Genomic DNA, 26,370 nt, shown 5'->3' with positions numbered 1-26,370 from the left:
TCTATGGCGGTGAAGGTTTCGCAAACCTCCCCCCGCCAGCACCACCTTCGCCCGAACTCCTTACTTCGTCGTGCGTTTACTATGCTCATTGGATTTTTCCTGAACCTCCGCCGCCACCAGCTTCCGGTATCTATTACCGAGCTGCTATCGTTGCTGGAAGCGCTGCAGCAGCGGCTGGTCTACGCCAACCTGGACGACTTCTATTTCCTCGCCCGCACCTGCCTGGTGAAGGACGAAAAGCACTTCGACAAGTTCGACCGCGCCTTCGCCGCCTACTTCAAAGAGCTGGAAACCCTCGACGATATTCTTGAGCAGATGATTCCTGAGGATTGGCTGCGCGCGGAATTCATGAAGCAGCTGAGCGACGAAGAAAAGGCCAAAATAGAGTCCATGGGTGGGCTGGAAAAAATGCTCGAGGAGTTCAAAAAACGCCTCGAAGAACAGAAGAAAAAGCACAGCGGTGGCAACAAATGGATCGGCACCGGCGGCACCAGCCCGTTCGGCAACAGTGGCTATCATCCCGGCGGTATCCGTGTTGGCGGCCAGAGCCGCAACAAGTCAGCCTCCAAGGTGTGGGAGAAGCGCCAGTACCGCAATCTGGATGACAGCATCAGCCTCGGCACCCGCAATATTCAGGTGGCCCTGCGCAAACTGCGCAAGTTCGCGCGCACCGGTGCGGCGGAAGAGCTGGACCTGAACGACACCATCCGCTCCACCGCCCGCAATGCCGGCTTACTGGATATCAAAATGGTGCCGGAGCGACACAACGCGGTGAAGGTACTGATCTTCTTCGACGTCGGTGGCTCCATGGACCCGTACGTGCAACAGTGCGAAGAACTGTTCTCCGCGTGCCGCAGCGAATTCAAGCACCTGGAGTATTTCTACTTCCACAACTTCATTTACGAGCATGTGTGGAAAGACAACCACCGCCGCTACTCCGAGGCCACCCCACTGGTCGAAGTGCTGCGCACCTACGGCAAGGATTACAAGGTGATTTTCGTCGGCGACGCGTCCATGGCACCCTATGAAATTACCAGCCGCTTTGGCAGCGTGGAGCACATGAACGAAGAGCCCGGCGCGGCCTGGATGCAGCGGGTGACCAACACCTACGAAAAGCTCGTCTGGCTCAACCCCGCCTCAGAGGAGTACTGGCAGTACACCGCCAGTATCAGCATGACTCAGCGTCTGGTGGGCGGACATATGTACCCGATGACCATCGAGGGGTTGGATAGGGCGATTGCCTATCTGGTGAAGGGGCGATGAGGCTTCTTTCCGACTCTGTAGGCCGCTAATTCTTACGGTGGCGGCGAAGTGCCAGGTGCGGGCTTTCAGGACCACTGTAAACCCATCCCTGGGCGTTGCGGCGCAAACATCCTGTTTGCGACGCTCCTGAAAACCCGCACCTGGCACTTCTCCTTCGCATATAGGGTAACACTACGAATTTCTAATTTGAGGAACTCTATTCTAGGCATTTCTGGTTAGGGATAAGGTCAGGCACCGGGTGGAGGTTTTCAGGAGCGTCGGCGACAGGGACGTCGCCGACGCAGCGTACAGGGATGTATTCACAGCGGTCCTGAAAACCTCCACCCGGTGCCTGACCGCCACGGATATTGTTTTTTGCTGGTGAGCGGAGGCTGGTGGCTACTCCCCAAACTTCCGCTTGGGCGCCACATCGTGGTCGGCGGTGATGCCGATTTCTTCTTGGGTGGTGTCTTTCACCACGGTGTGTTCCTCTTCCGCGCCGTGCATCCAGTCCACCAGCTTCTCGCGGATAAAGAACAGGATAACCCCGGCAGTAATCGCCGCAATCGCCACACCGCCAAAGGTCGCGATCGGGCCGGATTCACCCACAAGCTTACCGATCTCCGCCGCGCCCTTATTGGCAATGCCGATAAACGCAAACCACAGCCCCATCATCAGCGACAGATAGCGTAGCGGAGCCAGCTTCGTCACCATCGACAGCCCGATCGGCGACAGGCACAGCTCACCAATGGTGTGGAAAATATACGCCACCACCAGCCACCACGGGCTCGCTTTAGCGGTCTCCGAATCCCCGATCTGCATCGCCGCACCCACCATGGATACGAAACCGAGACCGAGGAAAATCAAGCCCATGCTGAATTTCCCCGGCGAGGTCGGCTCCCGCGAACCCAGGCCCACCCAGATACTCGCCATCACCGGCGCCAGAATGATGATGAACAGCGGGTTCACCATCTGCAGCCAACTGGCCGGAATCTCGAAGCCGAAAATATGCAGGTCGGTGTTGTACTTGGCGAACAGGTTCATCGAGCCCGCCGCCTGTTCAAAGCCCGCCCAGAAAATAACGGTGAACAGCCCCAGGATCAGGATCACCTTGACGCGATCGCGCTCTTCCAGCGTCAACGGACGCTTCTTGTCATCGCCACCCAGATTCGGCTTCAGCCCAAGTTTTGCCGAAGGCTGATTGCCGATTTCACCCAGCATCTTGTCGCCCTGGGTCATTTGCAGAATCAGCCCCAGTAGCATGCCAAGGCCGGCCACCACAAACGCCAGCTGGTAATCCACCTTCTCGCCAATCCAGCCGATCACCAGGTAGCCGAGAATCGAGCCCAGGTTGATGCCCATATAGAAAATGGTAAAGGCGGTATCCCGGCGTTTGTCGCCCTCGTCGTACAGGTCGCCCACCATGGTGGAAATGTTCGGTTTGAAAAAACCGTTGCCGATGATCATCAGCGCAAGGCCGAGCCACAGCCCGTAAATCTCGGTGCCGTCCGGCAGCCACTTGTGCGGGAAGCCCAGGGCGAACTGCCCCAGCATCATCAGCACCCCGCCAAACATAATGCAGCGCCGCTGGCCCCACTTGTTGTCGGCCATCCAGCCGCCGAGGATCGGTGTCAGGTACACCAGCATGGCGTAGGTGCCGAGGTAGCTCAGTGCCTTGGACTGCAGCTCGGTATCCGACAGCGCATCCCAGCCGAAGGCCGCCGCGGCCGCGGCGGAGGTGAGGTAAAACACGAAGATGCCGCGCATACCGTAGTAGCTGAGGCGCTCCCACATCTCGGTTCCGAACAGCAGGAACAGCCCTTTCGGGTGCCCCATCATCTCGCCGGCGCTGGCCGGGGGCTTTGGCTTGAGATCTTGCATGGGGGCTCCTGAACATGTTCGCGCAGCGGTTGCCGGCTTGCTCTGGCAAGTGCGGCTCATCCGTGGGCGATTGCTGGAAATTTGTTGCACGTGGGGCCCGCTGAAGGGGCTTAAACTGCGCCAATGACCTGAGTATAGGCAAAGCCTTCCGCGCAGAGGGACGAGCGCAAGTTTAGGCACAGACCCAGGCAGTCCCCAGCAGGTATAATCGCCGGTTTGCCGTTTTCCTCTGAATAAGCAGTCATATGAGCCGAGAGTCCAGCCAGCCGAATTTGCAGCAGTATCAGCAGCGGTTGCCCCAGTGTATGGGGCGCGACCGCTTTGAGCTGCAGCGCACCCTCAGGAATATTCAGCGGCGGCTGAAAGAGGGCAAGCCCGCGGACCGGATGCTGGCGCAGCTGGAATCCTGGGTAGCCGCATCGCTGGCGCTGGCCGAGGCGCGCCGGCAAAAGCTGCCCAGGGTGGAGTGGCCCGAAGGGCTGCCGGTAGTGACGCGGCGGGAAGAAATCGCGGAATTGATCGCCGCCAACCAGGTCGTGGTGGTGGCCGGTGAAACAGGCTCGGGCAAAACCACCCAGTTGCCCAAAATCTGCCTGGGGCTGGGCCGCGGTATTTACGGTCAGATCGGCCACACCCAGCCGCGGCGGATTGCCGCGCGCACCGTGGCCAATCGCATTGCCGAGGAGCTCGGGCAACCCCTGGGGGACTCCGTCGGTTATCAGGTGCGGTTTACCGACCAGAGTACCGAGCACACCCACATCAAATTGATGACCGACGGCATTCTGCTGGCCGAAATCCAGCGCGACCCACTGCTCAACCAGTATGACACCCTGATTATCGACGAGGCCCACGAGCGCAGCCTCAATATCGACTTCCTGCTGGGCTACCTGAAAACCCTGCTGCCGCGGCGCCCGGATCTCAAGATCATCATCACATCTGCCACCATCGACCTGGAAAAATTCTCCCGGCATTTTGACAACGCGCCGATCATCGAGGTGTCTGGGCGAACCTACCCGGTGGACATTCACTACCGCCCGCCCGCAGACAGTGATGCAGACCTGAATGAACAGATCATCGGCGCGGTGGAAGAGCTGCTGCACGAGGAAAAATCCTCGTCCCGCCGCGGCGGCGACATTCTGGTGTTCATGAGTGGTGAGCGGGAAATTCGCGAGTGTGCCAAGGCATTGCGGGACGCCCAGCTGCCGCACCTGGAAGTGCTGCCGCTGTATGCGCGTCTCAGCCTGGCCGAGCAGAGCCGGGTGTTTGCGCCGCACAAGGGACGCAGGATTGTGCTCGCCACCAACGTGGCGGAAACCTCGATTACCGTGCCCGGTATTCGCTATGTGATTGACCCCGGTACCGCACGTATCAGCCGCTACAGTTATCGCAGCAAAATCCAGCGCCTGCCAGTGGAGGCCATTTCCCAGGCCAGTGCCAACCAGCGTGCCGGCCGCTGCGGCCGCGTCAGTGCCGGCGTGTGTGTTCGCCTGTATGAAGAGAGCGACTTTATCCAGCGCCCGGAATTTACCGATGCGGAAATCCTACGGACCAATCTGGCCGCGGTGATTTTGCAGATGCTGCAGCTGCGCATTGGTGATATTCGCGAATTTCCGTTCGTCGATCCGCCCGACCAGCGCCTGATCAACGACGGCTACAACCTGCTGCAGGAATTGAAAGCGGTTGATGGCAAGGGGCATGTCACCAAACTGGGACGCGCACTGTCGCGGTTGCCACTGGATCCGCGCCTCGGTCGTATGCTGATGGAATCCGGTCCCGCAGGTAGCCTGCGGGAACTGCTGATTATTGTCAGCGCACTGGCGGTGCAGGATCCCCGCGAACGACCGGCAGAGAAGCGTCAGGCCGCGGACGAAAAGCACCGGCAGTGGCAGCACGAGCAGTCGGATTTCCTGACCCTGGTCAACCTGTGGGACGGCTATGAAGCCCAGCGACAGGAGTTGAGCCAGAACCAGCTGCGCAAGTGGTGCCAGAAAAACTTCCTGTCCTGGCTGCGACTGCGCGAGTGGCGAGACATCCACCACCAGCTGCGTCTCGCGATCCGCGACCTGGACCTGAAACTGAATAAGGAGCCGGCACCCTACGCTAGTGTGCACAAGGCGGTTCTCCCCGGGCTGCTGGACAATATCGGCGCGCGCGACGAAAACAAGGAATTCCTTGGCTGCCGCAATCGCCGGTTTCACATCTTTCCCGGTTCCGGCCAGTTCAAGAAACCGCCGCGCTGGGTGGTCGCCGCGCAACTGCTGGAAACCAGCCGCCTGTTCGCGCATACGGTGGCCAAGATCGAACCCGACTGGGTGCTGGGCTGTGCCGAGCACCTGGTCAAACGCAATTACTTCGAGCCTCACTACAACCCGCGCTCGGGTGCGGTAATGGCGTTTGAAAAGGTCACCCTGTATGGCCTGGTGCTGGTGGATAAACAGCGTATCCATTTCAGCAAGCTGGACCCGGTTGTCGCGCGCGAGGTATTTATCCGCGAGGCACTGGTTGAGCAGCGTTATCGCGGTAAAGGCAAGTTCTTCAAGCACTACAAGGCGCTGCTGGAAGAGCTGGAAGATCTGGAGGCCAAATCCCGCCGCCGCGACATCGTGGTGGACGACGAAGTGGTGTTCCGCTTTTTCGACGAGCGTATTCCTGCGGATGTGGTCAATCTGGCGGGCTTTGAAAAATGGCGCAAGCAGGCGGAACAAAAAGATCCGCAGCTGCTGTTCTTGCCCCGCGACCTGATGATGCAGCAGGATGCGGAACATGTCGGCGAGGCCCAGTTCCCCAACTCCCTGATCAGCGGTGGCATTGAATATCCTCTGAGCTACCACTTTGAGCCCGGCAGTGTTGACGACGGTGTCAGTATCCAGGTGCCGGTGGGTGCCCTGCACCAGGTGCCGGCGGCGCGGCTGCAGTGGGTGGTGCCGGGGATCCTGCGGGACAAGTGCATCGCCCTGGTGAAAAACCTGCCGAAGCACTACCGCAAGTACTTTGTGCCGGTGCCCGCGGCGGTGGACAAGGCGCTGCCGCGCATGCAGCCGGAGAATGCCCCGCTGTGGCAGGCGCTGGCCCACGAACTCAAGCGCCAGACCGCGCAGACGCTGCCGGAAGAAGCCTGGCAGCAGGCGGAGCTGGCGGTGGAGGATTTTTACCGGTTCAACATTCAGGTGCTCGACGAAAAAGGGCAGTTACTGGATCAGGGGCGCGACCTGGATGTTCTACAGGCCCGCTACCGAGACCGGGTGCAGCAGGAGCTGGCGAGCGCCGGCGATGGATTCGAGCGCGCAGGCATTATCGAGTGGGACTTCGGTGCACTGCCGGAAACGCACCAGCTCGATCAGGGCGGCCTCAAGGTGCGCGCTTACCCTGTGCTGATCGCACACAAAGACAGTGTCGACCTGAAGCTGCTGGATAACCCCGAGGAAGCGCGGCGCTTGACCCGCGCAGGTGTGTGTCGTCTGGCCATCCTGCATCTGCCCGAGCCGGTGAAGTATCTGCGCAAGGAATTGCTGAAAGGTAAAGAGCTGGGCCTGAGCGCCGCAGACCTTGGGCGCCGCGAGGAAGTGGCCGACGATATCCTGATGGCGGCGGTGCGCGAATGTTTCTGGCAAGACGAGTCCTGGCCCCGCAGCCAGGAAGACTTTATGACGTCGCTGGCGCAGCGGGAAAAGCTGGTTGCGGTTGCGCAGGAAATAGCCAGTTTGCTGGTGAAGACCCTGTCGCAGCTGGTGCCTCTGCGCAAACAGATCAAACAGCAGAAGAATCTCGCCGTGGCCATGGCCGTAGGCGACATCAACCGTCAGCTGGGGGGGCTTTTCTACCGCGGGGTGCTGTTTCACACGCCTCTTGAGATGCTGCGGCAGTACGGTCGTTTTCTCAAAGGCATTGAATTGCGTCTGGAAAAAGCGGCCCTGGACCCCAACCGGGATCGCCGTCTGACGGCAGAGTTCCAGCAGGCCGAAGAACCCTATCTGGCGCTGGCGAGCAAGCAGGATCCGCAGTGGATGGCGGGGGATCCCCGCCTGGTGGAATACCGCTGGATGCTGGAAGAGTTCCGGATTTCTCTATTCGCGCAGACCTTGAAAACCCAGATACCGGTGTCGATCAAACGGCTGCGCAAGTTCTGGAGCGAGCTGGATTATTGAGGCCACCGGGCTGGCCGCTCCCTGGCCTGATGACAGCGCTGCCGTGCATCTGTTTTTATTTTCCCGGCGTATGTAAGAATGTGCCTGCGCCTACGACCAATAAACAGTCCCCATAAAGGCGCCCTTGCGGACCTGGCGCACGTTCTGTTGAAGTCGCTGAAAGTCGCTTGAACTTACGAGCTGAACCACTGGTCTGACTTTGAGGGCAATTTAGCCTCGGGGCACTATAATCCGGGAGCGGTGATTTTCACGTCCGTGGGGTACCGACACCATCGCGGCCTGAAATGAGCAGCCTCTTAGTACGCATACATTTGGAACTTCCAACAGGAGAACAATCATGAACAAGAAAAACCTGCCGATGGCGGCCGCTGTGAGTGCTGCTTTTATCGCGTCTGCAGCCATGAGCACCGCTGCCTCTGCGAATCCGTTTACTGCGACAGAACTGACGGCTGGCTATAACCTCAAAATGCTGGATGACCACAAGCAGAAAGAAGGCAAGTGTGGCGAAGGCAAGTGCGGCGAAGACAAAAAGAAAGAAGGTAAGTGCGGCGAAGGCAAGTGCGGCGAAGGTAAAAAGAAAGAAGGCAAGTGCGGCGAAGGTAAATGCGGCGAAGGTAAAAAGAAAGAAGGTAAATGTGGCGAGGGTAAGTGCGGCGGCTGATCGCAGCTTATTTCCAGGAACCTTTCTTCGGAGCGTTTCTTCGGAATCTTTCTCAAGAGCCTTCAATAGGTACCTTCAACAGCCCGGCCTAGTGCCGGGTTGTTTGTAAACGTAAAAGTGCTAATTCAAGTGCAGTGTGCCCTGAAAAAGGGCCTGCACTGCGAACGCGGGGTGTATCCAATGCGCCAATCACATCATTACCCCGTTCAGGGCGCCGGCCTCGGTCTCAGGCGTTCCATGATGGGGGAAACCGTTTCCCCGGAGCAGGTGGATTTTCTCGAAGTCGCGCCGGAAAACTGGATCGGCGTGGGCGGAAGATACGGCCGCTGGTTTCGTGAGTTTACCGAGCGTTTTCCCTTTGTCATTCACGGCCTGTCCCTGTCGATCGGTGCGCCGGACCCGCTGGATGAAGCGCTGGTGCGGGCCATCAAACAGTTCATGCGCGACCACAACATTCGTTGCTACAGCGAACACCTGAGTTACTGCTCTGAGCAGGGCCACCTGTACGACCTGTTACCCATCCCCTTTACCGAGGAAGCCGTGCACTATGTTGCCGGTCGAATTCGGCGGGTGCAGGATATCTTGGAACAGCGCATCGCCATGGAGAATGTGTCCTATTACGCGGCGCCCGGGCAGGAAATGTCGGAGCTGGAGTTTTTGAATGCGGTGCTGCAGGAGGCCGATTGTGACTTGCTGCTGGACGTGAACAACATTTATGTAAACGCCATTAATCATGCCTACGATGCAGAAGCGTTTCTCGCAGGGTTGCCCGCAGAGCGTATCCGTTATGCCCATGTTGCCGGGCATTTCGATGAGGCCGAGGATCTCAAGGTGGACACCCATGGCGCGCCGGTAATCGACCCGGTATGGCAATTGCTGCAGCGTACCTATGAAATCTACGGGCCCATCCCCACACTGCTGGAAAGGGACTTCAATATCCCCCCGTTACCGGAATTGTGTGAGGAGTTGCAGCGTATTCGCGCCTGCCAGGCGGCTGTGCGCAGCGGGCAGGATGCGTCGGCCCGGCCGGTGGAGGCTGTGTATGGCCGTTGATCAGCGCGAGAAAAAAACAGCGGGCTTCCGGAAGATTCAGGGGGACTTCGCCGCGCACTTGCGTGCACCCGATAAAGTGGAAGCGCCGGCAGGCATTGAAGACCGCCGCATGGGTATCTACCGGGATCTGATCTACAACAACATCGAGTCGTTTATCGCCGGTGGGTTTCCGGTATTGCGCAGCATTCTCGACGACGATCACTGGCATGCCATGGTGCGCGACTTCGTGCGTACACATCACGCCCACAGCCCGTACTTTTTACAGATCAGCGAAGAGTTTCTGCAGTATTTGCAGGCGGAGCGCGCAGCCAGTGAAGACAGCAGCGGGGACCCGGCTTTTCTGCGGGAGCTGGCCCATTACGAGTGGGTAGAGCTGGCGCTCGATGTGAGTGAGGGGGTATTTCCTGCGGGGCTCGAGCTTGACTACACCGACGCCCAACTGTTGGATTGGGCGCCAATCGCCTCGCCACTGGCCTGGAATCTGAGTTATGAATTCCCGGTGCATCATATAGGCCCCGCATTCCAGCCGGCCGAGCCACCGCAAACCCCTACATTTCTTGTGGTGTATCGCAATCGCGCCGATGATGTCGGCTTCCTGGAGGCCAATGCGGTGACATCACATTTGTTGTCGCTGATTCAGTCGCATAATGCCACGGGCGACGAGGCGGCAGAGCCAGAGTTGCGCACCGGCCGCGCACTGCTGGAGGCGCTCGCTGCGGATATCCAGCATCCGCAGCCGGCGCAGGTAGTGGATTTCGGCAAAGAACTCCTGCGCAAGCTCCACGCCCTGGATATTCTTGCGGGCTTCCGGCCTGTATAAAAGCTGCCAGTGAACATGGCGAAAACTGCCAGCTGCTATGCTGCCTAAGCGGCCAGTGGTAATATCGCGAAAACGGAAAAACAGATCCTGGTTTGAACAATCGAAAATATTTTGCGAGGAGCAGGGAATTGCTTGAGCGCACACCTTTAACTGCCTTGACGCTGGCCGCCTTGCTGTCAGCGCCTCTGGCAACGGCGCAGGATGCGTCAGACCCCTTTGCTGAAATTCCTGACGAAGCTCCAGCCGCCGTTCCTTCGCCACAGCCTGCTTCCGAGCCGGCCGGTGACGCTGATCCCGGCGAGGTTGATGATTTTGGCGCCGGTAGCGAGGGCGACGTCGCGACGGATGCGGATGCCGGCGGCGCGGATGACTTTGGTTCCGAGCTTGAAAGTGAATATGGCTTTGATCCGGCAGACGAATTCTCCAGTGCGGAGGAGCCGGAAGATCGCGATCCCTGGGAGGGGTTTAATCGCGCCATGTTCCGCTTCAATGACACCGCGGATCGGTGGTTCCTGAAGCCTGCCGCGGTCAGTTATCGTCAGATAACGCCGGTTTTCATGCAGACGGGCATCTCCAACTTTTTCGCCAACATGCACGAAGTCAACAATGTCCTGAACAACATCCTGCAATGGAAGTGGGGGCAGGCGAGCAATGACACCGGACGATTCCTGATAAACAGCACTGTCGGTGTTGTAGGGTTGTTTGATGTGGCCCAGCACATGGGGCTGGAGCGCAGTGATGGCGAGGACTTTGGCCAGACCCTGGCCGTTTGGGGGATGGAGTCCGGCCCTTATCTGGTGGTGCCGTTTATGGGCCCTTCCACGGTGCGTGATGCGCCCGCGATTGTGGTCGACTGGTATACCAACCCGCTGACCTATCTGGAAGACAACGCCGTCGAAAATACCCTCAAGGGCATCGATCTGATTCAACTTCGCGCGAGCCTTCTGCAAACCGAATCGCTCCTTCAGGGCGACCGTTATGTGCTAATGCGTGATGCCTATTTGCAGCGGCGCGAGTTCCTGATCAACGATGGTGAGCAGGAAGATGATTTTGGCGGCGACCTGGATGAATACGACTTCTGATACCCGTCGTGTCAGGTCGGCGCCGGTTGATACCGTGCGTCGGCCTGTAGCTATGCGCAGGGCGCCATGTTGAGCGCACCTGCGGAGTCAGCAGTCCAGGTCGGTGAGCGCGCGCGTCACGCGCTGTTGCTGATCGATTCAGATTCCCCTTCTTGTGGCCTGGTGCAGGGCGCGCTTGCGCGGCTCGGTTATCAGGTCGCCGTGCTGGACAGCGGCGTACAAGCTATCGGCCAGTTCACGCCCGACACCTATCAACTGGTGATTACCGACCTGCACCTGCCGGATATGGGCGGGCTGGAAGTGCTGCGCAAGGTAAAGCACCTGTCGCCCGATACCCCGGTGGTGGTGCTGGCATCCGACAGTGAGGTGGACGATGTGGTACAGGCACTGCGCCTGGGGGCCAGCGACTACTTGCTGAAGCCGATTGCCGATGAGAGCGTGATCGACCACGCGCTGACCCGGATTGTGGAGGCCCGGGAACTGGCCGCGCAAAACCGCCAGTACCGGGAGCAGCTGGAGTCGCGCAACCGCGAACTCAAGGAGCACATCGAGCTGCTGCAGCGGGATCACCAGGCCGGACGACAGCTCCAGCAGCACCTGCTGCCGCGTACTCCCTATGAATACCCGGCCGGAATCCAGGCCGCCTACCGCTTGCAGCCCTCCCTGTACCTGAGCGGCGATTTTATCGACTACGGACTGTTTGGTGAGCGCTTTGTGGCGTTTTACCTGGTAGACGTGTCCGGGCACGGGGTGTCTTCGGCGCTGGTGACCGCGCTCATCAAGCACAGCATCATGCACCTGTTGAGAGAGCGGCCGTTGTTCAGCCAGCTGAACACCCTCGACAGTGACCTCACCGAAATCCTGGAAATGATCAATAGCGAGCTGCTGGCCACCCGGCTCGACAAGCATGCCAGTATGTTTGTGGGCGTGGTGGATAGCCGCGCCCGGCAACTGCACTACGCGGTGGCGGGGCAGGTGCCCATGCCGGCACTGGTGACCAGTGATGGGGCTCGTTGGCTGGCTGGAAAAGGGCGCCCGCTGGGTCTGTTTGAGCACGGTGGCTGGGAAGTGCGCCATTGCAGCCTGCCCGCAAGCTGGCGCCTGGTGGCCTGCTCGGATGGGGTGCTGGAGCTGTTGACGGGCGATCTGCTGCAGAGGGAAGATGACTTGTTGCAGCTCATTGATCGCAGCCGGGGTGACCTGGACAGCCTGTGCGCGGCGCTCAAGGTGGATACCGCCGAATCTTTTCCCGACGACATTACCATCCTCACCCTGCGCCAAGACGAGCGCTAGTGGTCCATTTCTTGCTGGGTTTGTTACTACCCCCGGCCAGCGATGTTGCTCCCGATACCGAATACATGACGCTTTGCCGGCGTATGCCAGTTTTACGCTAGGCATGCACCGGACATTGGTGAGGCATTCATGAGACATTCATGAGTCATTCATAAAAAGTATCGGAAACTGGCCCCGCGAACAGGGTTTTGTGGGGCGTATGGAGAGCCCGGAAATATAAACTACCGGACTTTCTGGTCACACCTGTTAACCCGTTCACACTGGTCTTGTCAGTACCGGTGGGCAGGAGTAAGCTCCGCCCCACTTCTGGCTCTATCGTGCGAATCCTCGCAAAGGTGCAGATTGAGCTAGGCTTGCACAAGGAACTGTGCCGCGGTCACAAGCCGCAAATCATCCATCTCGCCCCTGGCTCGGGACAAGAGCAGGGAGCGCGTGAGGTTACTATGCAGTCCGGGCAGATCATGGTTGGCGACCACCAGGGCATCTACGTGGTGAAGCTGGTTGGCGATGTACGCCTCAATTTGTGTACGTCTTTCGATAGTTTTATCGACAAGATGTTTTCCCACAGCGAATTCCGCGGTGTGGTGTTTGATATGCACGAAACCCAGGGGGTCGATAGCACCACACTGGGGCTCATGGCGAAAATTGCATTCCGCAGTGCCGAGCGCAAGGGCGGCCGGCCGCTGGTGCTGTGCGAAGACCGCGGGCTACTGCACCTGCTGGACTCGATGGGATTTGACGCGCTGATGGATATCTCGTCCGATGCCGATAACGACGCCTATCAGGCGGAGCCAGCCCCCCTCAAGTGCAATACACCGGACGAGCAAAGCGCGCGGGAAATGGTGCTGGAAGCGCACCGTGTATTGATGAGCATGAACGAGCAGAACGAAGCCACGTTCCGCGACCTGGTGCATGCGCTGGAGAGTGAGCAGACCGCGAAGGCGGCCGCAAACCACTAGCCGCGCGCACTCTGTAAGCTGCGAGCAGGCGCCTGCTCAGGATTCAATATCCCGGTCGCGAGCCTCGGCGCGGGCGCGGGTAAACAGGCCATGGGGCAGGTAGATCAGCTCCGCTACACGCCGGATCAGGTGCTCCTCAAAGGCGTCTATCTCCCCATCTGCAAACGCCACTTCCCACATCTGCTTGATCAGCAAATATTTGTCCCGCTCACTGAAGTTGTCATTCACCGTCTGCGTGAACTCGTAGAGTGAGGTGGCCTCATTGCGATCTGCCAAGGCCTGTTCCACCATGCTGTGGGCGGTTTCCTCTTCGAGCTGGTAATGTTCCCGCAACAGGCGCACCAGTGCCGCGTGCTCGCGCTCATCCACCTTCTGGTCTGCGGTAGCGATTTCCGCCATCAGTGCAGCGCTGATCATGCGCACGTCTTTTTCGGTGCGCACCTCCACACTCTCTCCGCGGCCGATCTGGTCGAACAGTTTGCGAATCTGCTGCAACATGGCGTTTCCTTGTTCTGTTGGCGTTAGCGCGCGTTTTGTAACAGTTCCTCGAGCTTCAACTGATCCGCAACAAAATTGCGGATACCCTCCGCCAGCTTCTCCGTGGCCATGGCGTCCGCATTCAGCTGGTAGCGGAATTCCGCCTCCCGCATCGGGGCGGCAGGGCGCGCCTGGCTGGGGATGTCGCTATTGAGTCCATCGGCGAGGGTGCCGTTGTCATCCTGTAGCTCCTGCAGCAGTTGCGGGCTGATGGTGAGCTTGTCACAGCCTGCCAGGGCCTCGATCTCGCCGGTATTGCGGAAGCTGGCGCCCATCACGATGGTGGGGTACTCGCGGGACTTGTAGTACTCATAGATGCTGGTCACGGAGAGCACGCCGGGGTCGTCTTTCGCAGTGTAGTCATCCCGCCCGGTGCTGGCCTTGTACCAGTCGAGGATACGGCCCACAAACGGGGAGATCAGGGTGACGCCGGCTTCGGCGCAGGCCACCGCCTGGCATTGGTTGAACAGCAGGGTCAGGTTGCAGTGGATGCCCTCGCGCTCCAGCACCGAGGCCGCGCTGATGCCCTCCCAGGTCGAGGCAAGTTTGATCAGAACCCGCTCGCGATCGACACCCGCCTGCTCGTACATGGCTACCAGTTGGCGTGCGTATTCAATACTGGCGGTGGTGTCGAACGACAGGCGCGCGTCCACTTCGGTAGATACCACTCCAGGAACAATTTGCAAAATCTCATAACCGATGGCCACCGCCAGTTTCATCGCGGCGAGGGCGATCACATCGCCGCCTTTCTGTTCCGCCCAGGCGATGGAGTCCTTCAGGTGTTGCTGGTACTGGGGAAGCTGAGCGGCCTTGTACAGCAGTGATGGGTTGGTGGTGGCATCTTCCGGCTGATAGCGGCGAATGGCTTCGATGTCCCCGGTATCGGCGACCACCAGGCTGCGCTGTTTGAGTTGCTCCAGTTTGTTCATGTTCCCCACTTCCTTATTGCGAATGTTTACTTGTTTTATGTGTGCCCAGAGCGCGGGTCAGGCGGCTTGCGTGACCAGCGTCAAAGCGTGTTCCAGTACTTCCGGTCCGGCGCCCGCGGTATGTGCGTGCTCACTCAGGTGTCGGCGGAAGCGTCGTGCCCCCGGCACGCCCTGGAACAGCCCCATCATGTGTCGGGTAATATGATTCAGGCGCTGACCGCGCGACAGTTCCCGCTCGATGTACGGCAGCATGTTGCGTACCACCTCGGCGGGTGTTGGCCCGGGTTCACCGTCAAACAGTGCGGCATCCACCCCGGCGAGCAGGCCCGGCGTCTGGTACGCCGCGCGCCCGAGCATAACACCATCCAGTTGTTGCAGATGCGCGCGGCACTCATCCAGCGTGTTGATGCCGCCATTGAGGACAATTTCCAGCTCGGGGAAATCCTGCTTCAGCTGGTACACCATTTCGTATTTCAGTGGCGGCACTTCGCGGTTTTCCTTGGGGCTCAAGCCGTTCAGCCAGGCCTTGCGCGCATGCACAATAAACGTAGTGATGCCGGCCCGTGCCTGCGCTTCCACAAAGCGCGTGAGCCCCGGGTAGTCCTCCATATCGTCAATACCGATACGGTGCTTCACGGTGACGGGTATCGATACCGCACTCTGCATCGCCCCCAGGCACTCGGCCACCAGATCCGGCTCGGCCATCAGGCAGGCACCGAAGCGTCCTTTCTTCACCCGGTCACTGGGGCAGCCACAGTTCAGGTTCACTTCGCTGTAACCCCAGCGCTCGGCAATTTCCGCACAGCGCGCCAGGTCCTGTGGATCACTGCCGCCCAATTGCAGCGCCACCGGCTGCTCTTCCACATTGAAATCCAGGTGACTCTGCTGGTCGCCAAACAGGATGGCGCCGGTGGTGACCATTTCGGTGTAGAGCAGGGCGTGCTTGCTGAACTGCCGCCAGAAATAACGGCAGTGACGGTCGCTCCAGTCCATCAGTGGTGCGGTGCAGAAACGGTGTGAAACAGCCGTTGCCGTTCCCGCGGTGATGGGCGTGGGGGAAGTTGGGGATGGGGACGATTCGGACATAAACAGCGATCAGAGGATAAAACTGCGCGCAGTATAACAAGATACGGCGCGTTTCCCCGGATCGATCCTCATTGGGCGCCGGACATTACCCGACTGGTCGCGGCAGGTACGGACGGGGGATCACAGGTTGCGCTCTTTGGCGTCCTCGCGGGTACCGGTGCTGTGGGAGGCGGGTGCGGGCGCCAAGTCCTCTTTACTGGCAAGCAGCGGGCGCAGCTTCTTTACCACACTGCGCGCGGTAGCGCGGTAACTGGTGAGCTTGCCGCCGGCCACGGCGACGATCCGCGGGCACTTGGGGTTGTCGGTGCAGATCATGGTTTCGCGGCTGCGGGAGAAGGGGTTGTCGCTGGCATGCGGCAGCACCCGCAGCCCCGCCCAGCTGTCGCTCAGGTCGCTCAATTGCAGTGGCCGTGTCTCCGGGAAGTACTGCTTTAGCGTGCGCAGCAGGTAGGCTTTCTCCTCCAGCGTGGGGGCCACCTCGGCGGGATCACCGTGGTAGGGGCGCTCGGTGGTGCCAATCAGGGTTTCGCCCTGCCACGGCATCACGAACACCGCCCTGCCGTCTTCCGCTTCCACATAAAAGATTTTATTGGCGAGCTTCAATGGCACCTGAATATGTGTACCGGCAACCAGTTCCAGTGGTGGCAGTTTCGCGCTGGGCGCGCACTTGCTGTTGGTTTCCTCAATCCACGGCCCGCTGCAGTTCACCAGGGCGCGGCAGTGCAGGGTGTTGAGCTGGCCATTGTGGAAGTAATCGACCCGCACGAACTTGTCGGTCACCTCCGCTCCCACCAGGCTTGCCGGGCAGAGCAGCTCGGCGCCACCACGCACCGCGGTCTGGATGACTTCTCGCGTCAGCGCCGCATCGTCGGTTTGCGCGTCGTAGTAGCGGTATACTGCCAGCAAATCATCGCTGTTGAGCCCGCACAGCGCATCGTAATCCTGCGTGCTTATCGAGCGGAAACGGGCGTAGGAGGAAAACAGCCCGGACAGCAGGGCGTAAAAACTGAGCCCCAGGCGTATTTTCCAGCTCGGGCGACGGCTGTGCCGGTACACCGGGATCAGGAAGGGCACCATGTGTACCAGGTCCGGCTTGTTGGCCAGTAGCCAACGGCGCTCCTTCAGGCACTCGTAAACCAGCGAGAACTGCCCACTCTCCAGATAGCGCAGCCCACCGTGAATCAGCTTGGAGGAACGGGAAGAAGTGCCGTAAGCCACGGATTCCTGTTCCAGAATGGCCACCCGGTGCCCGGCAGCTGTCAGCGCTTCCGCGACACCGGCTCCCTGAATCCCGGCACCGACCACCAGCACATCATATTCCATAGACATTGCTGGCCTCCCGGGAGCGCATCAACAGCGGCAGGTTGCCCGTCAGTATGTGGTGTGCACCACGATGGTGCCAATGAACCGCCCCCTGCGCGGTATTGATCTCCTGAACCACCCACTGCCAGGGACCCGGTGGCAGTTCCTGACAATCTACCGTTGCGTGGTCGATAAACAGGAAATCTGGCGCCAGCGTAACGACATCGGCAGAAAGGCAGCGCGCGACACTCGGCACGCGCAGCGCCACCTGATAGAAACCCAGATTGCGGGCAAGCCGCAGGCTGCGCAAGTCGGACGCGAGTATCACAAACGCATCGGTACAACCCGAAATTTCATCGCGCAGTGCGCGGATCGCCGCCTCCGCGCCCATGTGCGCGAGGGTCTCCGGATTCAATTCCACAAACCACTCCAGGTGCCGGTGGCGGCCGGCCCAGTCCACCAGCTGCTGGAAGCTGCTGAGAGGCAGCGCCTTGAGGTCGCGGTCTTTCAGGCGGTGGAGCGGCGTTGAAATACCCGCCTGAACAAAGTCCATCCCCTCACCGGCACAGCACCACGCCGTGCGGTCCTTGCTGAACTGCACCTCGGTCGCAATGGCGCAGGCGCCGAGACCATGTGCGGCCTCAAAGGCGGCAAGGGTATTTTCCGGGTGGTGAATTTTGTCGCCCAAATGCGCAATCAGCATTGATGTGAGTTCCCGCCGGGTGTGGCTTTATTGTGTGAATAAAGGAGGTGGGAGATACCGCGAAATCTCTATATGAAAAATAGTTGCTGCGAGGGGGGTTGCAAGAAAGGACTGGCGCGCGCTTTGACATCAATTGTACCCCCGGAGGAATACGCCGGGGTTCGTCGCCGGGGCGGCACCTACACTGAATGTATTCGGTATTGCCGTGTTAGAGGTATTTTTAGTTGGCACAGGCTCACGATGACCCCGCTGTATTGGGTCGCGCAACCCCGGTATTCCTGGTCGGGCTGACCGCCGTACACGTGCTGGTGGCACTGGCTACAGCCGTACCTGTGCTTGCGGAAGATCGAGCCGGGGTGGGGAATACAGCCACCGGGACCCTTCAAATACGCCTGGTGCTGCCACCGCGTGTCACCGTGGAAGCCGTTGAGCCCTCCGCGATACAAACCCAAGCGGATGATCCCGCAAGTGACCAGCTCATGGTGTGCCTGCACCATTTGCCCACCGGTAGTGTCCGCGTGCTCTGGGAAGAATCCCGGCGCGAGAGTGACGCCTTTCAGGCCTCGGCCATGCAAGGTAGCCGCAAAATGTCCCGCCGCCCTGGTTGCTATTACATGCCCGACTCTTACCTTACATCCAATGAGCACCAGCGGGTGCTGATCGCTGCCGACTAGGCCGATTACTGAGCGCCACGAACACCTTGATTTAGCGGTTGTTTATCCCTTTCATCCGCTTAAAATGGCGTGAAATGACGTTATTGATGGCTGCTTCATGAAAAAAATACTGGCCGTACTATTCGCCTGCGTGATCAGCCCGGCCTGGGGCGCCATGTCACTGGATAAAATGATTGTGTACCTCAAGTCGGTGCCCAACGCGCGCGATGATATTGTCGTGCGCAATCCCGATGACGCCCCCCTGTATTTGCAGACGGAAATATTTCGCGTCGAAAATCCCGGTGCAGAAAATCAGACCCTGGTGCCGGTGACTGATCCAAAAGATTTCAAATTACTGGTGAGCCCTTCCAAGGCGGTGATTGCACCGGGCGAAGAACGGCGCTTTCGCCTGATGTCGATCGAGTCCAATGTCGATTCGGAAAAAGTGTATCGGGTGACCTTCCGGCCGGTTGTGGGGGAAATACAAACCGAGGCTACCGGGCTGAAGTTGCTGGTGGCGTTTCAGGCAGTGGTATTTGTGCAGCCGGTGAACGGACAGTTCGATCTGGCATTGAGTGGTAGCGGCAGTCGCCGGCAGCTTAAAAATACCGGCAACGTCAATGTGGAAATCAGCAGTGCAGCCTATTGTTCTTCGCCCTCTCAGTGTGAAAATATCGGGCCGTTAGGGCGAGTGTACCCCGGTGGGGAAAAAACCGTGGAGCTTCCCGGGGAGCGCGGACATATCGAAGTACGCGCGTTTGATGGCAAGGAAGCCAGGCTGATCACGTTACCGCTTTGACGGCGCTATTCCGGAGGTTCTACTCGGGAACCACGGTGATACGCAGAGTATCCTGGTAGTTAGTGTCTTGGGCCGAGGTCCAGTCCGCGGCGCTCAGGGAAACCAGGATGCGCGCATTGTTATTGGTGCACTGGAGGTCGGATGTGCGGGTGAAAGCCCCTTGTACAGATCCGTCACTCGCCGCGGCGACACCGGTCGCCGAAGTCAAATCGTTACTGAAGGCTACGGAATAGGGCAATCCGTCGCCGGAAGTAGTCCCGTTCAACTGAAACGGGAATGCCCCGCTTCCGCCCGTCGAGCCATTGTCACTGGAAAAGCGCACGACAAACCGGCTGAAACCATACCCCCCGATACACAGCGGCTCTTCCTCTTCGATCGGCGCACTCCGGTCCAGCGGCGGTGTCAGTTCGATATCATCAATATTCCTCACCACAATCTGTGCCGGGATTACCACGGAGAGAGTAAAAGTGAGCCCGCTTTTGGTGTCACATCTCGAGCCGCAGGCTTTTGACTGAATTGCATCCAGGGAGAATGCGGCCGAATAGGTGCCTGCGGTCAATGGGGTACCGGAGGCAGGGGTGACCGTTACATTGAATGCGACCGGTGCCAGGTTAACGGTTCCTGTGAACACGTCGCTTGGATTGGCCGGTGTGAATGGCGCGGTTGCGTTAGTGCCGTCGGTAAAGGTCAGTGAAATCGGTAACCGAGTACCACCGGGACCGGTGAGGTAGTAGTTGGTGCCATCTTCGTCCCCGGTCAGCGTGAGTTCGTAGTCCGGCGCGTTCGACTTATGGCAGTCTTTATTACTGCCCTGTAGCTTGCAGCTTGCCAGCTCAAATCCCGCATTGAATGTCGTTTGTGTTGCAGAATACGTATGGGAGTAGGTTCTGCCATCCAGGTTACATAGACGCAGTGCGGCATCCGGGTCGCAGTAGTCCTGCGCGAAAACTGGCGAGGATGCGAGGCCCAGCAGGCAAAGCAGCAGGTACAACCATTTAATGGGATGCAAGTGCGCCACCCTCCTGTTGGTTGTCGCAAACCGCATTATCTAGATCCAGAGTGCCCAGATTGACCCAGTGCGTGTCAGACGCCAATGCATCGACCGGTACCTTACACTGATTCAGAATCACATGATCGAACGTTCTTTTTCCGGGCAGCGCGTAGTATTCGAGCTGGAACAGTCCGTTTGCGTCCGATTTTACCCGCTGATTGCCGATGCGGAAGGTGGCGCCGGCAACCGGCACGCCGCTGCGGGTGAGCTGGCCCATCACCAGTATCAGGGTTTTCATTTCGATCTGGGTGTTGACCATATTACCCGGGTAGATCGTCACCGTTTCTAATGTGTTCTGGTAATCGTAAAAACCGCTGCCTAGCGGCTTGACGTTGATCTGGTAGCTCTCAAACGCCGGCACGCTGATCAACGAGCGCTGCCCGCCTTTCGCGTAGCCGCGGCGGTTTCCATCTACCAATACCTCGAAGTCCTCGTCAGGCGCACCGACAATATCTACCAGAACCGCGCTGTCGTGACCGGTTTCGCCTCCCCAGGAAAAGTGTTCCCCATCGGTGGCCAGGGTGGTGCTGAATCCCCCGGTGTAGCTCAGGGTATCACTGTCGGCGGCGAGGTAATTGATACTGGATGTGAGATTCCCGCGATGTCCGGCAATGCGCGTCAGACTGCGGAGTGCCTGGTTACCGGCACCCGCCTCAAGATTCATACTCTGCTGCACTTCAGCGGCCCACAAGTCGCGGTCATTCCATACGCTGTTGAAACCGGCATAGTGGTTATCGCCAATTGGATCACTGGACTCGGAGCGCAGGTAACCCGCGTTCCCCCAGCGTCCGCGATTGTAGCGCAGCTGAAAATTCAGCGACCAAAGCTGCTCCTGGTCACCTTCGCTGTAGCCGAAGCGCAGGTCGCCATTCCAGAAGCGGTTTCGCAACCAGGGGTACTGAAATTCCAATGTGTGCAGGCGCGAGGTCGCGAGACTGTTACCGGGCAACTGTACCAGTGGGCTATTCAACTCCTGAACATTATCGCGCTCACTGTAGCGGGCGGTGAAGCGGCCTTTGCCCACCGGCACAAACAGGTTGGCGATGCGATAGTTATAGGCCGAAGCGAGGAAGTCGGTTTCTGAACTCGCAGGTGCTTTGTCGACTTCGGCCTGCTGAAACGTCAGCGACGCCCACTCGCTGCGAAATGAAACACCGATTCGCGAGCCGGTGCGCCCGGAATCCGTGATCACGAACTCCGGCGTTACATCCACGTAGTCGCTCAGCCAGCGCACGCCGAGTTCCAGCATCTGGGATTGCTGTCCGGCGGTAATCCCTCCGGTTAGGCCCCAGTTTTCCTGAACCCTGCGACCAGCGCCCAGCTGTATAAAATAATCCTCGCCAGGCTCGGGGATACTGCGCTCACTGGAAATGTCCACGGGTGCGCCGAGCATCAGGTTCCAGTTCCACAGGCCGATCGGGGGAAGTCGTGAGTCCTTGGTGAAATACTGCTGGAATTCCGCCAATGGCTGCCCGGATTCGGTAAAGGTTTTTACCACAACATCGTAGGCTCCCTGGGGAAAGCTGATACTGCGCACCAGCTGGTTACCCGCCTCGAGCATTTCGCTATGGATCAGGCGGCCATCGCGAAACACTTCCACGCGCCCGCGCGTGGGCATGTGAACCTCAATGGGGGTGCCTGAATTGATATGGGTATCGATACGGGTGTTATCGGATCGATAAAATTCCAGGCCGTAAATACTGCCCAGCCCGAGAAAGCGCGAGCTGTTACCACTGGGCTGGAACAGGCCCGCGGAAACCGCGCGCCCGCGAAAATCCCGGGTCCAGTACAGATCGGAAACCTCGAGCCGGGACGCGCCTTGTGGGCTGTCTGGGCTTTCACTGAAAAACAGGTTTCCGCGAACCGAGGACTCTCCGAAGCTGACGATCGACTCCGAGTTCAGCGTGTAACTCTGGTTGCTCTGTACCTGATCGTCTCCGTCACTCTGCGAGCCGGACCAGCTGCCGGAAAACTGCTGGCTTACCGCGAACCGGTTAGTGGCTGCCGGAAGGAAAGGGTCGGCAAGGATTTCACTGGTGTAAAGAAAATCCGGGCCGATAAACAGGTCGACGCGAAACTTGCTGGAATCGTAAATCACCTCCACTACCTCGGCATCGAGCACGCCACATCCAGAGCGCACGCTGTTTTTGCAGGCTCTTGCGGAGTTTGCCGGAAGTGTCTCCTGTAACCGATCAACAATACGCTCAGGCTGTTTAAGCGCGGGCAGAAACTGAAGAATTTCATCGGGTGTTTCAAACTGGAAGGTGTTTGGCGTAACCGTCGCGCGTTGGTTTGCGCTGAGAAGTCGTCCACCGTAATAGACATCCACCACCACAGTGGCTGGTTCGGTAATGTCCTCAAAGCCTGCCGGTGCCGCGGTTTCCATAGAGAATGCAGCAGCGGCCGCCGCATGCACGGAATTGCTGCCCACGATAAACAGGCTGCAGAAGAAGCTTAGGGGGAGGGCGCGCTTCATAAGAGGTGTTAAATAATGGGCCGCGCCAGATAAGCGCGGCCCGGATCGCGCGAGGCGATTACAGTGCGGTGACGGTAACCGTCAGCACGTCGGAGTAGTTGGTGGCAGTTGCAGTGTCAGGAATGTCTGCCGGATCAACCTCTACCAGGATCTGGGCGTTGTCAGTAGTGCCGCCTGTACCATCGCAACCCAGGGTGCCGAGGGTCTCACCGTTCACGTCAAAGCCGGTACTGTGCGCGGCCGTTGTGCCATCGCTGGCATCGGAGTCGTGATCGTACAGGACGCTGTAGGGAATATTGACGGAGCCGTCGGTCAGCAAGAAGCCGTTGTTGCCGCCGGTAAAGGTGATGTTGTAGTTATAGCTTGCCAGACCGCCCACGCACAGGTTGCTTACACCGGTGTACATCAGAGTGGTAGCGTTCTGAGCGAGATCGATATCATCGAGGCCGCCGATGGAGATCAGCTTGTCGATCAGCAGGTTTACGGTCAGATTACCCTCAGAGGTCACACCGTTCTCGCCGTCGGTGGCGGCAAAAGCAGAGGTTGCTGCCAGGGCTGCAGCGGCGGCCAGAGAGCGAAGCGCAAATTTTTTCATTGGTATTTCCCTAAATCCCGAAGTGTTGTCGTTATGGGGCCGTACATTTTATGTGCCAGCCCTGGCGTCGGCTACCGTGAATTGGCGGTAATTCCTCCAATTTCGTCGACATAGCAGCAATGATACCTATTATGTGACGCTAGTCACGGATTTTTATTTGCAAATCGACATGCCTGCAAAATTAAGTCTGTTTAGTCTGGTAGGACAGGTTCGGGTGGGCGCGTTTTGGTCTGTGCGGCCACTCTTGCCGGCGATATAATGCCGCGCCTTTATCGTCTATCTTCCTTTTCCAGTCACCAGTCCAACATCAGGATTCCAATGACCGTAAGAACCCGTATCGCGCCATCTCCCACCGGTGATCCCCACGTAGGTACCGCCTATATTGCCCTGTTCAACCAGTGCTTCGCCCAAGCCCAGGGCGGCCAGTTTGTACTGCGTATCGAAGATACCGACCAGGCGCGCAGCACCCCGGAATCCGAGCAGGCGATCCTCGACAGCCTGCGCTGGCTGGGGCTCGACTGGCAGGAAGGCCCGGATGTGGGCGGCCCGCACGGCCCCTACCGCCAGAGCGAGCGCGGCGACATCTACAAGCAGTACTGTGACGAGCTGGTCGCCAAAGGCCACGCCTTTCATTGCTACCGCACTGCGGAAGAATTAGATCAATTGCGCGCGCAGCTGCAGGAGTCCGGCAAGGTAACCCTCAAGCCGAGTGATCTCGCGCTGCCCGCGGAAGAAGTCGAGAAGCGCAAGGCGGCGGGTGAGCCCTACGTGGTGCGCATGAACGTGCCGGAGTCCGGCACCTGTGTGGTGGAAGACCTGCTGCGCGGCACCATCGAGATTGACTGGGCCCAGGTGGATGCGCAGGTGCTGCTCAAGTCCGACGGCATGCCCACCTATCATCTGGCCAACGTGGTGGATGACCACCTGATGGAGATCACCCACGTACTGCGCGGTGAGGAGTGGATCAACTCTGCGCCCAAGCACAAGCTGCTGTACGAATACTTCGGCTGGGAAATGCCGGTGCTCTGCCACCTGCCGCTGCTGCGCAACCCGGACAAGACCAAACTGTCCAAGCGCAAGAACCCCACCTCTATCCTTTATTACCAGCGCGCCGGCTTTATGCCGGAAGCCCTGCTGAACTACCTCGGTCGCATGGGCTGGTCCATGCCGGACGAGAGCGAGAAGTTCACCCTGGCTGAAATGCTCGCCCATTTCGACATCCAGCGGGTATCCCTCGGCGGCCCGGTATTCGATGTGGAGAAACTGAGCTGGCTGAATGGTCTGTGGATCCGCGAGCTGGAAGACGAGCAGCTGGCCGACCGTCTACAGCAGTGGCTGCTGAACCGCGAAAACCTGCTCAAAGTGCTGCCCCAGGCCAAGGGTCGCATGGAAACCTTCGGTGACTTCCTGCCGTTGGTCAGCTTCCTTGCTTCTGGCAAGCTGCCGCTCAGTGAAGAGAGCTTTGCTGGCAACAAGCTGGCGCTGGACGACCAGAAGAAGCTACTGCAATTCACCCTGTGGAGGCTGGAAGCGCTGCGCAGCTGGAGCAAAGACACCATCTTTGCCACCGTCAAAGAGCTGTCTAACCAGATGGACATCAAGCTGAAGGACTTCAATGCGCCCTTGTTTGTGGCCATCAGCGGCACCACCGCCAGCTTCTCGGTGATGGACGCCATGGAACTGCTCGGCCCCGACCTCAGCCGCGCCCGTCTGCGCCAGGCCGTCGAGGTACTGGGCGGTGCTGGCAAGAAGGTGCTGAAGCGCTGGGAAAAAGAGTTCGCGAGCCTCGGCTAAGCCGGCCTGAACAGGGGTTTGCGTGTCATCGATGCCACTCGGGTATCCGAAGTGGCATTTTTTTTGCCTGTCTAAACGTCATACTCGCCGGGTGGCAGATTGTTGAATTAAGAGACAGTTTGTATCAATCGCCACATATTATGTGACAGGTGTCACACAATGTGGGTAGAATCCGGCAAGCTTCAGGAATCGAAGGGTTAGGGAGTTAACCCGGAAGTAATTTAAAGAAAAAAGGAAAAACTTATGACCGCAGTAAAAAAAGCAGTCATCCCTGTTGCGGGTTTGGGGACCCGTATGTTGCCCGCCACCAAGGCCATCCCGAAAGAGATGCTGCCGATTGTGGACAAGCCGCTTATCCAGTACGTGGTAAATGAAGCGGTCAAAGCCGGGATCAAGGAAATTGTCCTGGTCACCCACGCCAGTAAAAACGCCATTACCAACCACTTCGATACCTCGTTTGAGCTGGAAGCCCAGCTGGAAAATCGCCTCAAGCGCCAGCTGCTGGACGAAGTGCGCGCGATCATCCCGCGTGATGTCACCGTGATTTCCGTGCGCCAGGCAGAGGCGAAAGGCCTCGGCCATGCCATTGCCTGTGCCCGCCCGGTGGTTGGCGACAACCCCTTCGCAGTGCTGTTGCCCGACGTGCTGGTGGATGAATACGCCGCCGACCTCACCAACACCAACCTCGCCGCGATGGTGCGCAACTTCGAGCAGACCGGTGCCAGCCAGATCATGGTGGAGTCCGTCGACTGGGAAGATGTGAGCAAATACGGCGTGGTGGATTGCCTGGGTGCAGATCTCAAGGTGGGTGGTGTTGCCAAGATCGACGGCATGGTAGAAAAGCCCAGCGTCGATGCCGCCCCCTCCAACATGGCCGTGGTTGGCCGCTATGTGCTGCCCGCCGAAATCTGGTCCCTGCTGGATCAAACCCAGCCCGGAGCAGGTGGTGAAATCCAGCTGACCGACGCCATTGACGAGCTGCTGAAAGTCCAGCAGGTCGATGCCTACCGCATTGTTGGCCACAGCCACGATTGCGGCAACAAGCTGGGTTACATGAAGGCCCAGTTCGAGTACGGCCTGCACCACCCGGATATTGGTGCCGGACTGCAAGAGTTCCTGACCAAACAGAAGCCACGGGTCGAAGCCGTCGCCTGAGGCCCTGCTGCTGATGAATACAGGGCCAGCGGCTGACCCTGTATTCACCAGAAACCGCGGGCGCCTATCTCCTAGCGGTTTCTAACTAATTGATTAAAAAGTCGTTTTTTCTGGTTGACACCCGAAGGGCCGCTGTTAAAATGCGCCTCGCTTT

The 26,370-nt window shown here is 58.9% G+C and carries 21 protein-coding genes; 12 read left to right on the top strand and 9 right to left on the bottom strand.

Annotated elements, in window-relative coordinates; translation table 11 throughout:
* The first annotated feature begins 81 nt into the window (after window positions 1-81).
* Window positions 82-1,263: a VWA domain-containing protein gene (locus tag AU182_RS14735; protein WP_066968217.1), complete on the top strand. Its 1,182-nt coding sequence runs from the start codon at window positions 82-84 to the stop codon at window positions 1,261-1,263.
* A 378-nt stretch (window positions 1,264-1,641) separates the two neighbouring features.
* Here the strand turns inward: AU182_RS14735 and AU182_RS14730 are convergent, their stop codons facing one another.
* Window positions 1,642-3,123 carry a peptide MFS transporter gene (locus AU182_RS14730; RefSeq protein WP_066966844.1) on the bottom strand — a complete coding sequence of 494 codons (1,482 nt, stop codon included), beginning with the start codon at window positions 3,121-3,123 and terminating at the stop codon, window positions 1,642-1,644.
* A 245-nt stretch (window positions 3,124-3,368) separates the two neighbouring features.
* Between AU182_RS14730 and hrpA the strand changes: the two genes are divergently transcribed.
* The 7 genes from hrpA (at window position 3,369) to AU182_RS14695 (ending at window position 13,136) form a co-directional block, all read left to right on the top strand.
* The gene (gene hrpA, locus AU182_RS14725) at window positions 3,369-7,268 is read left to right on the top strand and encodes an ATP-dependent RNA helicase HrpA (RefSeq protein WP_066966841.1); all 3,900 of its coding nucleotides are present in this window, start codon (window positions 3,369-3,371) and stop codon (window positions 7,266-7,268) included.
* Between the two features lie 337 nt (window positions 7,269-7,605).
* Window positions 7,606-7,929, top strand: coding sequence for a hypothetical protein (locus tag AU182_RS14720; RefSeq protein ID WP_066966838.1), 324 nt, complete (start codon window positions 7,606-7,608; stop codon window positions 7,927-7,929).
* A 180-nt stretch (window positions 7,930-8,109) separates the two neighbouring features.
* On the top strand, window positions 8,110-8,982 hold the full coding sequence (locus AU182_RS14715; RefSeq protein ID WP_066968214.1) for a DUF692 domain-containing protein: 873 nt from the start codon (window positions 8,110-8,112) through the stop codon (window positions 8,980-8,982).
* Window positions 8,972-9,802: a DUF2063 domain-containing protein gene (locus tag AU182_RS14710; RefSeq protein WP_066966835.1), complete on the top strand. Its 831-nt coding sequence runs from the start codon at window positions 8,972-8,974 to the stop codon at window positions 9,800-9,802. Before AU182_RS14715 ends, AU182_RS14710 begins: the two co-directional genes overlap by 11 nt.
* Before the next feature lie 128 nt (window positions 9,803-9,930).
* Complete coding sequence (locus AU182_RS14705; protein WP_153039242.1) at window positions 9,931-10,884, top strand: VacJ family lipoprotein; 954 nt, start codon at window positions 9,931-9,933, stop codon at window positions 10,882-10,884.
* A gap of 66 nt (window positions 10,885-10,950) precedes the next feature.
* Complete coding sequence (locus tag AU182_RS14700) at window positions 10,951-12,177, top strand: PP2C family protein-serine/threonine phosphatase (protein ID WP_066966832.1); 1,227 nt, start codon at window positions 10,951-10,953, stop codon at window positions 12,175-12,177.
* A 335-nt stretch (window positions 12,178-12,512) separates the two neighbouring features.
* Entirely contained in the window at window positions 12,513-13,136 is a 624-nt protein-coding gene (locus tag AU182_RS14695) for an STAS domain-containing protein (RefSeq protein WP_227718285.1), read from the top strand.
* 36 nt (window positions 13,137-13,172) lie between these two features.
* Here the strand turns inward: AU182_RS14695 and AU182_RS14690 are convergent, their stop codons facing one another.
* From AU182_RS14690 to AU182_RS14670, 5 genes are all read right to left on the bottom strand, one after another.
* Complete coding sequence (locus AU182_RS14690) at window positions 13,173-13,634, bottom strand: TerB family tellurite resistance protein (RefSeq protein ID WP_066966826.1); 462 nt, start codon at window positions 13,632-13,634, stop codon at window positions 13,173-13,175.
* Window positions 13,635-13,657: 23 nt separating this feature from the next.
* On the bottom strand, window positions 13,658-14,602 hold the full coding sequence (gene tal / locus AU182_RS14685) for a transaldolase (protein ID WP_066966823.1): 945 nt from the start codon (window positions 14,600-14,602) through the stop codon (window positions 13,658-13,660).
* 57 nt (window positions 14,603-14,659) lie between these two features.
* On the bottom strand, window positions 14,660-15,688 hold the full coding sequence (gene dusA, locus AU182_RS14680) for a tRNA dihydrouridine(20/20a) synthase DusA (protein WP_082859461.1): 1,029 nt from the start codon (window positions 15,686-15,688) through the stop codon (window positions 14,660-14,662).
* A gap of 120 nt (window positions 15,689-15,808) precedes the next feature.
* A complete protein-coding gene (locus tag AU182_RS14675; RefSeq protein WP_066966817.1) occupies window positions 15,809-17,017 on the bottom strand; it encodes a glycerol-3-phosphate dehydrogenase/oxidase in 1,209 nt (402 codons plus the stop codon).
* Window positions 17,001-17,693, bottom strand: coding sequence for a glycerophosphodiester phosphodiesterase family protein (locus AU182_RS14670; protein ID WP_066966814.1), 693 nt, complete (start codon window positions 17,691-17,693; stop codon window positions 17,001-17,003). The genes AU182_RS14675 and AU182_RS14670 overlap by 17 nt, the downstream gene beginning before the upstream one ends.
* A 224-nt stretch (window positions 17,694-17,917) precedes the next feature.
* Here AU182_RS14670 and AU182_RS14665 point away from each other — a divergent pair, with 224 nt between their 5' ends.
* Together AU182_RS14665 and AU182_RS14660 are read left to right on the top strand one after the other, a co-directional pair.
* The gene (locus AU182_RS14665; protein ID WP_066966811.1) at window positions 17,918-18,367 is read left to right on the top strand and encodes a hypothetical protein; all 450 of its coding nucleotides are present in this window, start codon (window positions 17,918-17,920) and stop codon (window positions 18,365-18,367) included.
* A gap of 97 nt (window positions 18,368-18,464) precedes the next feature.
* On the top strand, window positions 18,465-19,145 hold the full coding sequence (locus tag AU182_RS14660; protein WP_066966806.1) for a molecular chaperone: 681 nt from the start codon (window positions 18,465-18,467) through the stop codon (window positions 19,143-19,145).
* 19 nt (window positions 19,146-19,164) lie between these two features.
* Here the strand turns inward: AU182_RS14660 and AU182_RS14655 are convergent, their stop codons facing one another.
* Genes AU182_RS14655 through AU182_RS14645 form a run of 3 tightly spaced genes read right to left on the bottom strand, consistent with a single transcriptional unit; the run spans window position 19,165 to window position 23,267 of the window.
* Window positions 19,165-20,154 (bottom strand): hypothetical protein, encoded by a 990-nt coding sequence (locus tag AU182_RS14655; protein ID WP_153039241.1) that lies wholly within the window; start codon window positions 20,152-20,154, stop codon window positions 19,165-19,167.
* Window positions 20,141-22,672 carry a TcfC E-set like domain-containing protein gene (locus AU182_RS14650; RefSeq protein ID WP_082859460.1) on the bottom strand — a complete coding sequence of 844 codons (2,532 nt, stop codon included), beginning with the start codon at window positions 22,670-22,672 and terminating at the stop codon, window positions 20,141-20,143. The genes AU182_RS14655 and AU182_RS14650 overlap by 14 nt, the downstream gene beginning before the upstream one ends.
* Window positions 22,673-22,730: 58 nt before the next feature.
* Window positions 22,731-23,267 carry a hypothetical protein gene (locus AU182_RS14645; RefSeq protein WP_066966801.1) on the bottom strand — a complete coding sequence of 179 codons (537 nt, stop codon included), beginning with the start codon at window positions 23,265-23,267 and terminating at the stop codon, window positions 22,731-22,733.
* A gap of 318 nt (window positions 23,268-23,585) precedes the next feature.
* Between AU182_RS14645 and gltX the strand changes: the two genes are divergently transcribed.
* Together gltX and galU are read left to right on the top strand one after the other, a co-directional pair.
* Window positions 23,586-25,061: a glutamate--tRNA ligase gene (gene gltX, locus AU182_RS14640; RefSeq protein ID WP_066966799.1), complete on the top strand. Its 1,476-nt coding sequence runs from the start codon at window positions 23,586-23,588 to the stop codon at window positions 25,059-25,061.
* A 243-nt stretch (window positions 25,062-25,304) separates the two neighbouring features.
* Window positions 25,305-26,216: a UTP--glucose-1-phosphate uridylyltransferase GalU gene (gene galU / locus AU182_RS14635; protein ID WP_066966796.1), complete on the top strand. Its 912-nt coding sequence runs from the start codon at window positions 25,305-25,307 to the stop codon at window positions 26,214-26,216.
* Window positions 26,217-26,370: the final 154 nt, after the last annotated feature.

Origin of the sequence: Microbulbifer sp. Q7, from assembly GCF_001639145.1 — a bacterium.
Classification (GTDB): domain Bacteria; phylum Pseudomonadota; class Gammaproteobacteria; order Pseudomonadales; family Cellvibrionaceae; genus Microbulbifer.
The sequence above is the reverse complement of the archived record's forward strand: the minus strand, read 5'-3'. Positions and strand labels throughout refer to the sequence as shown.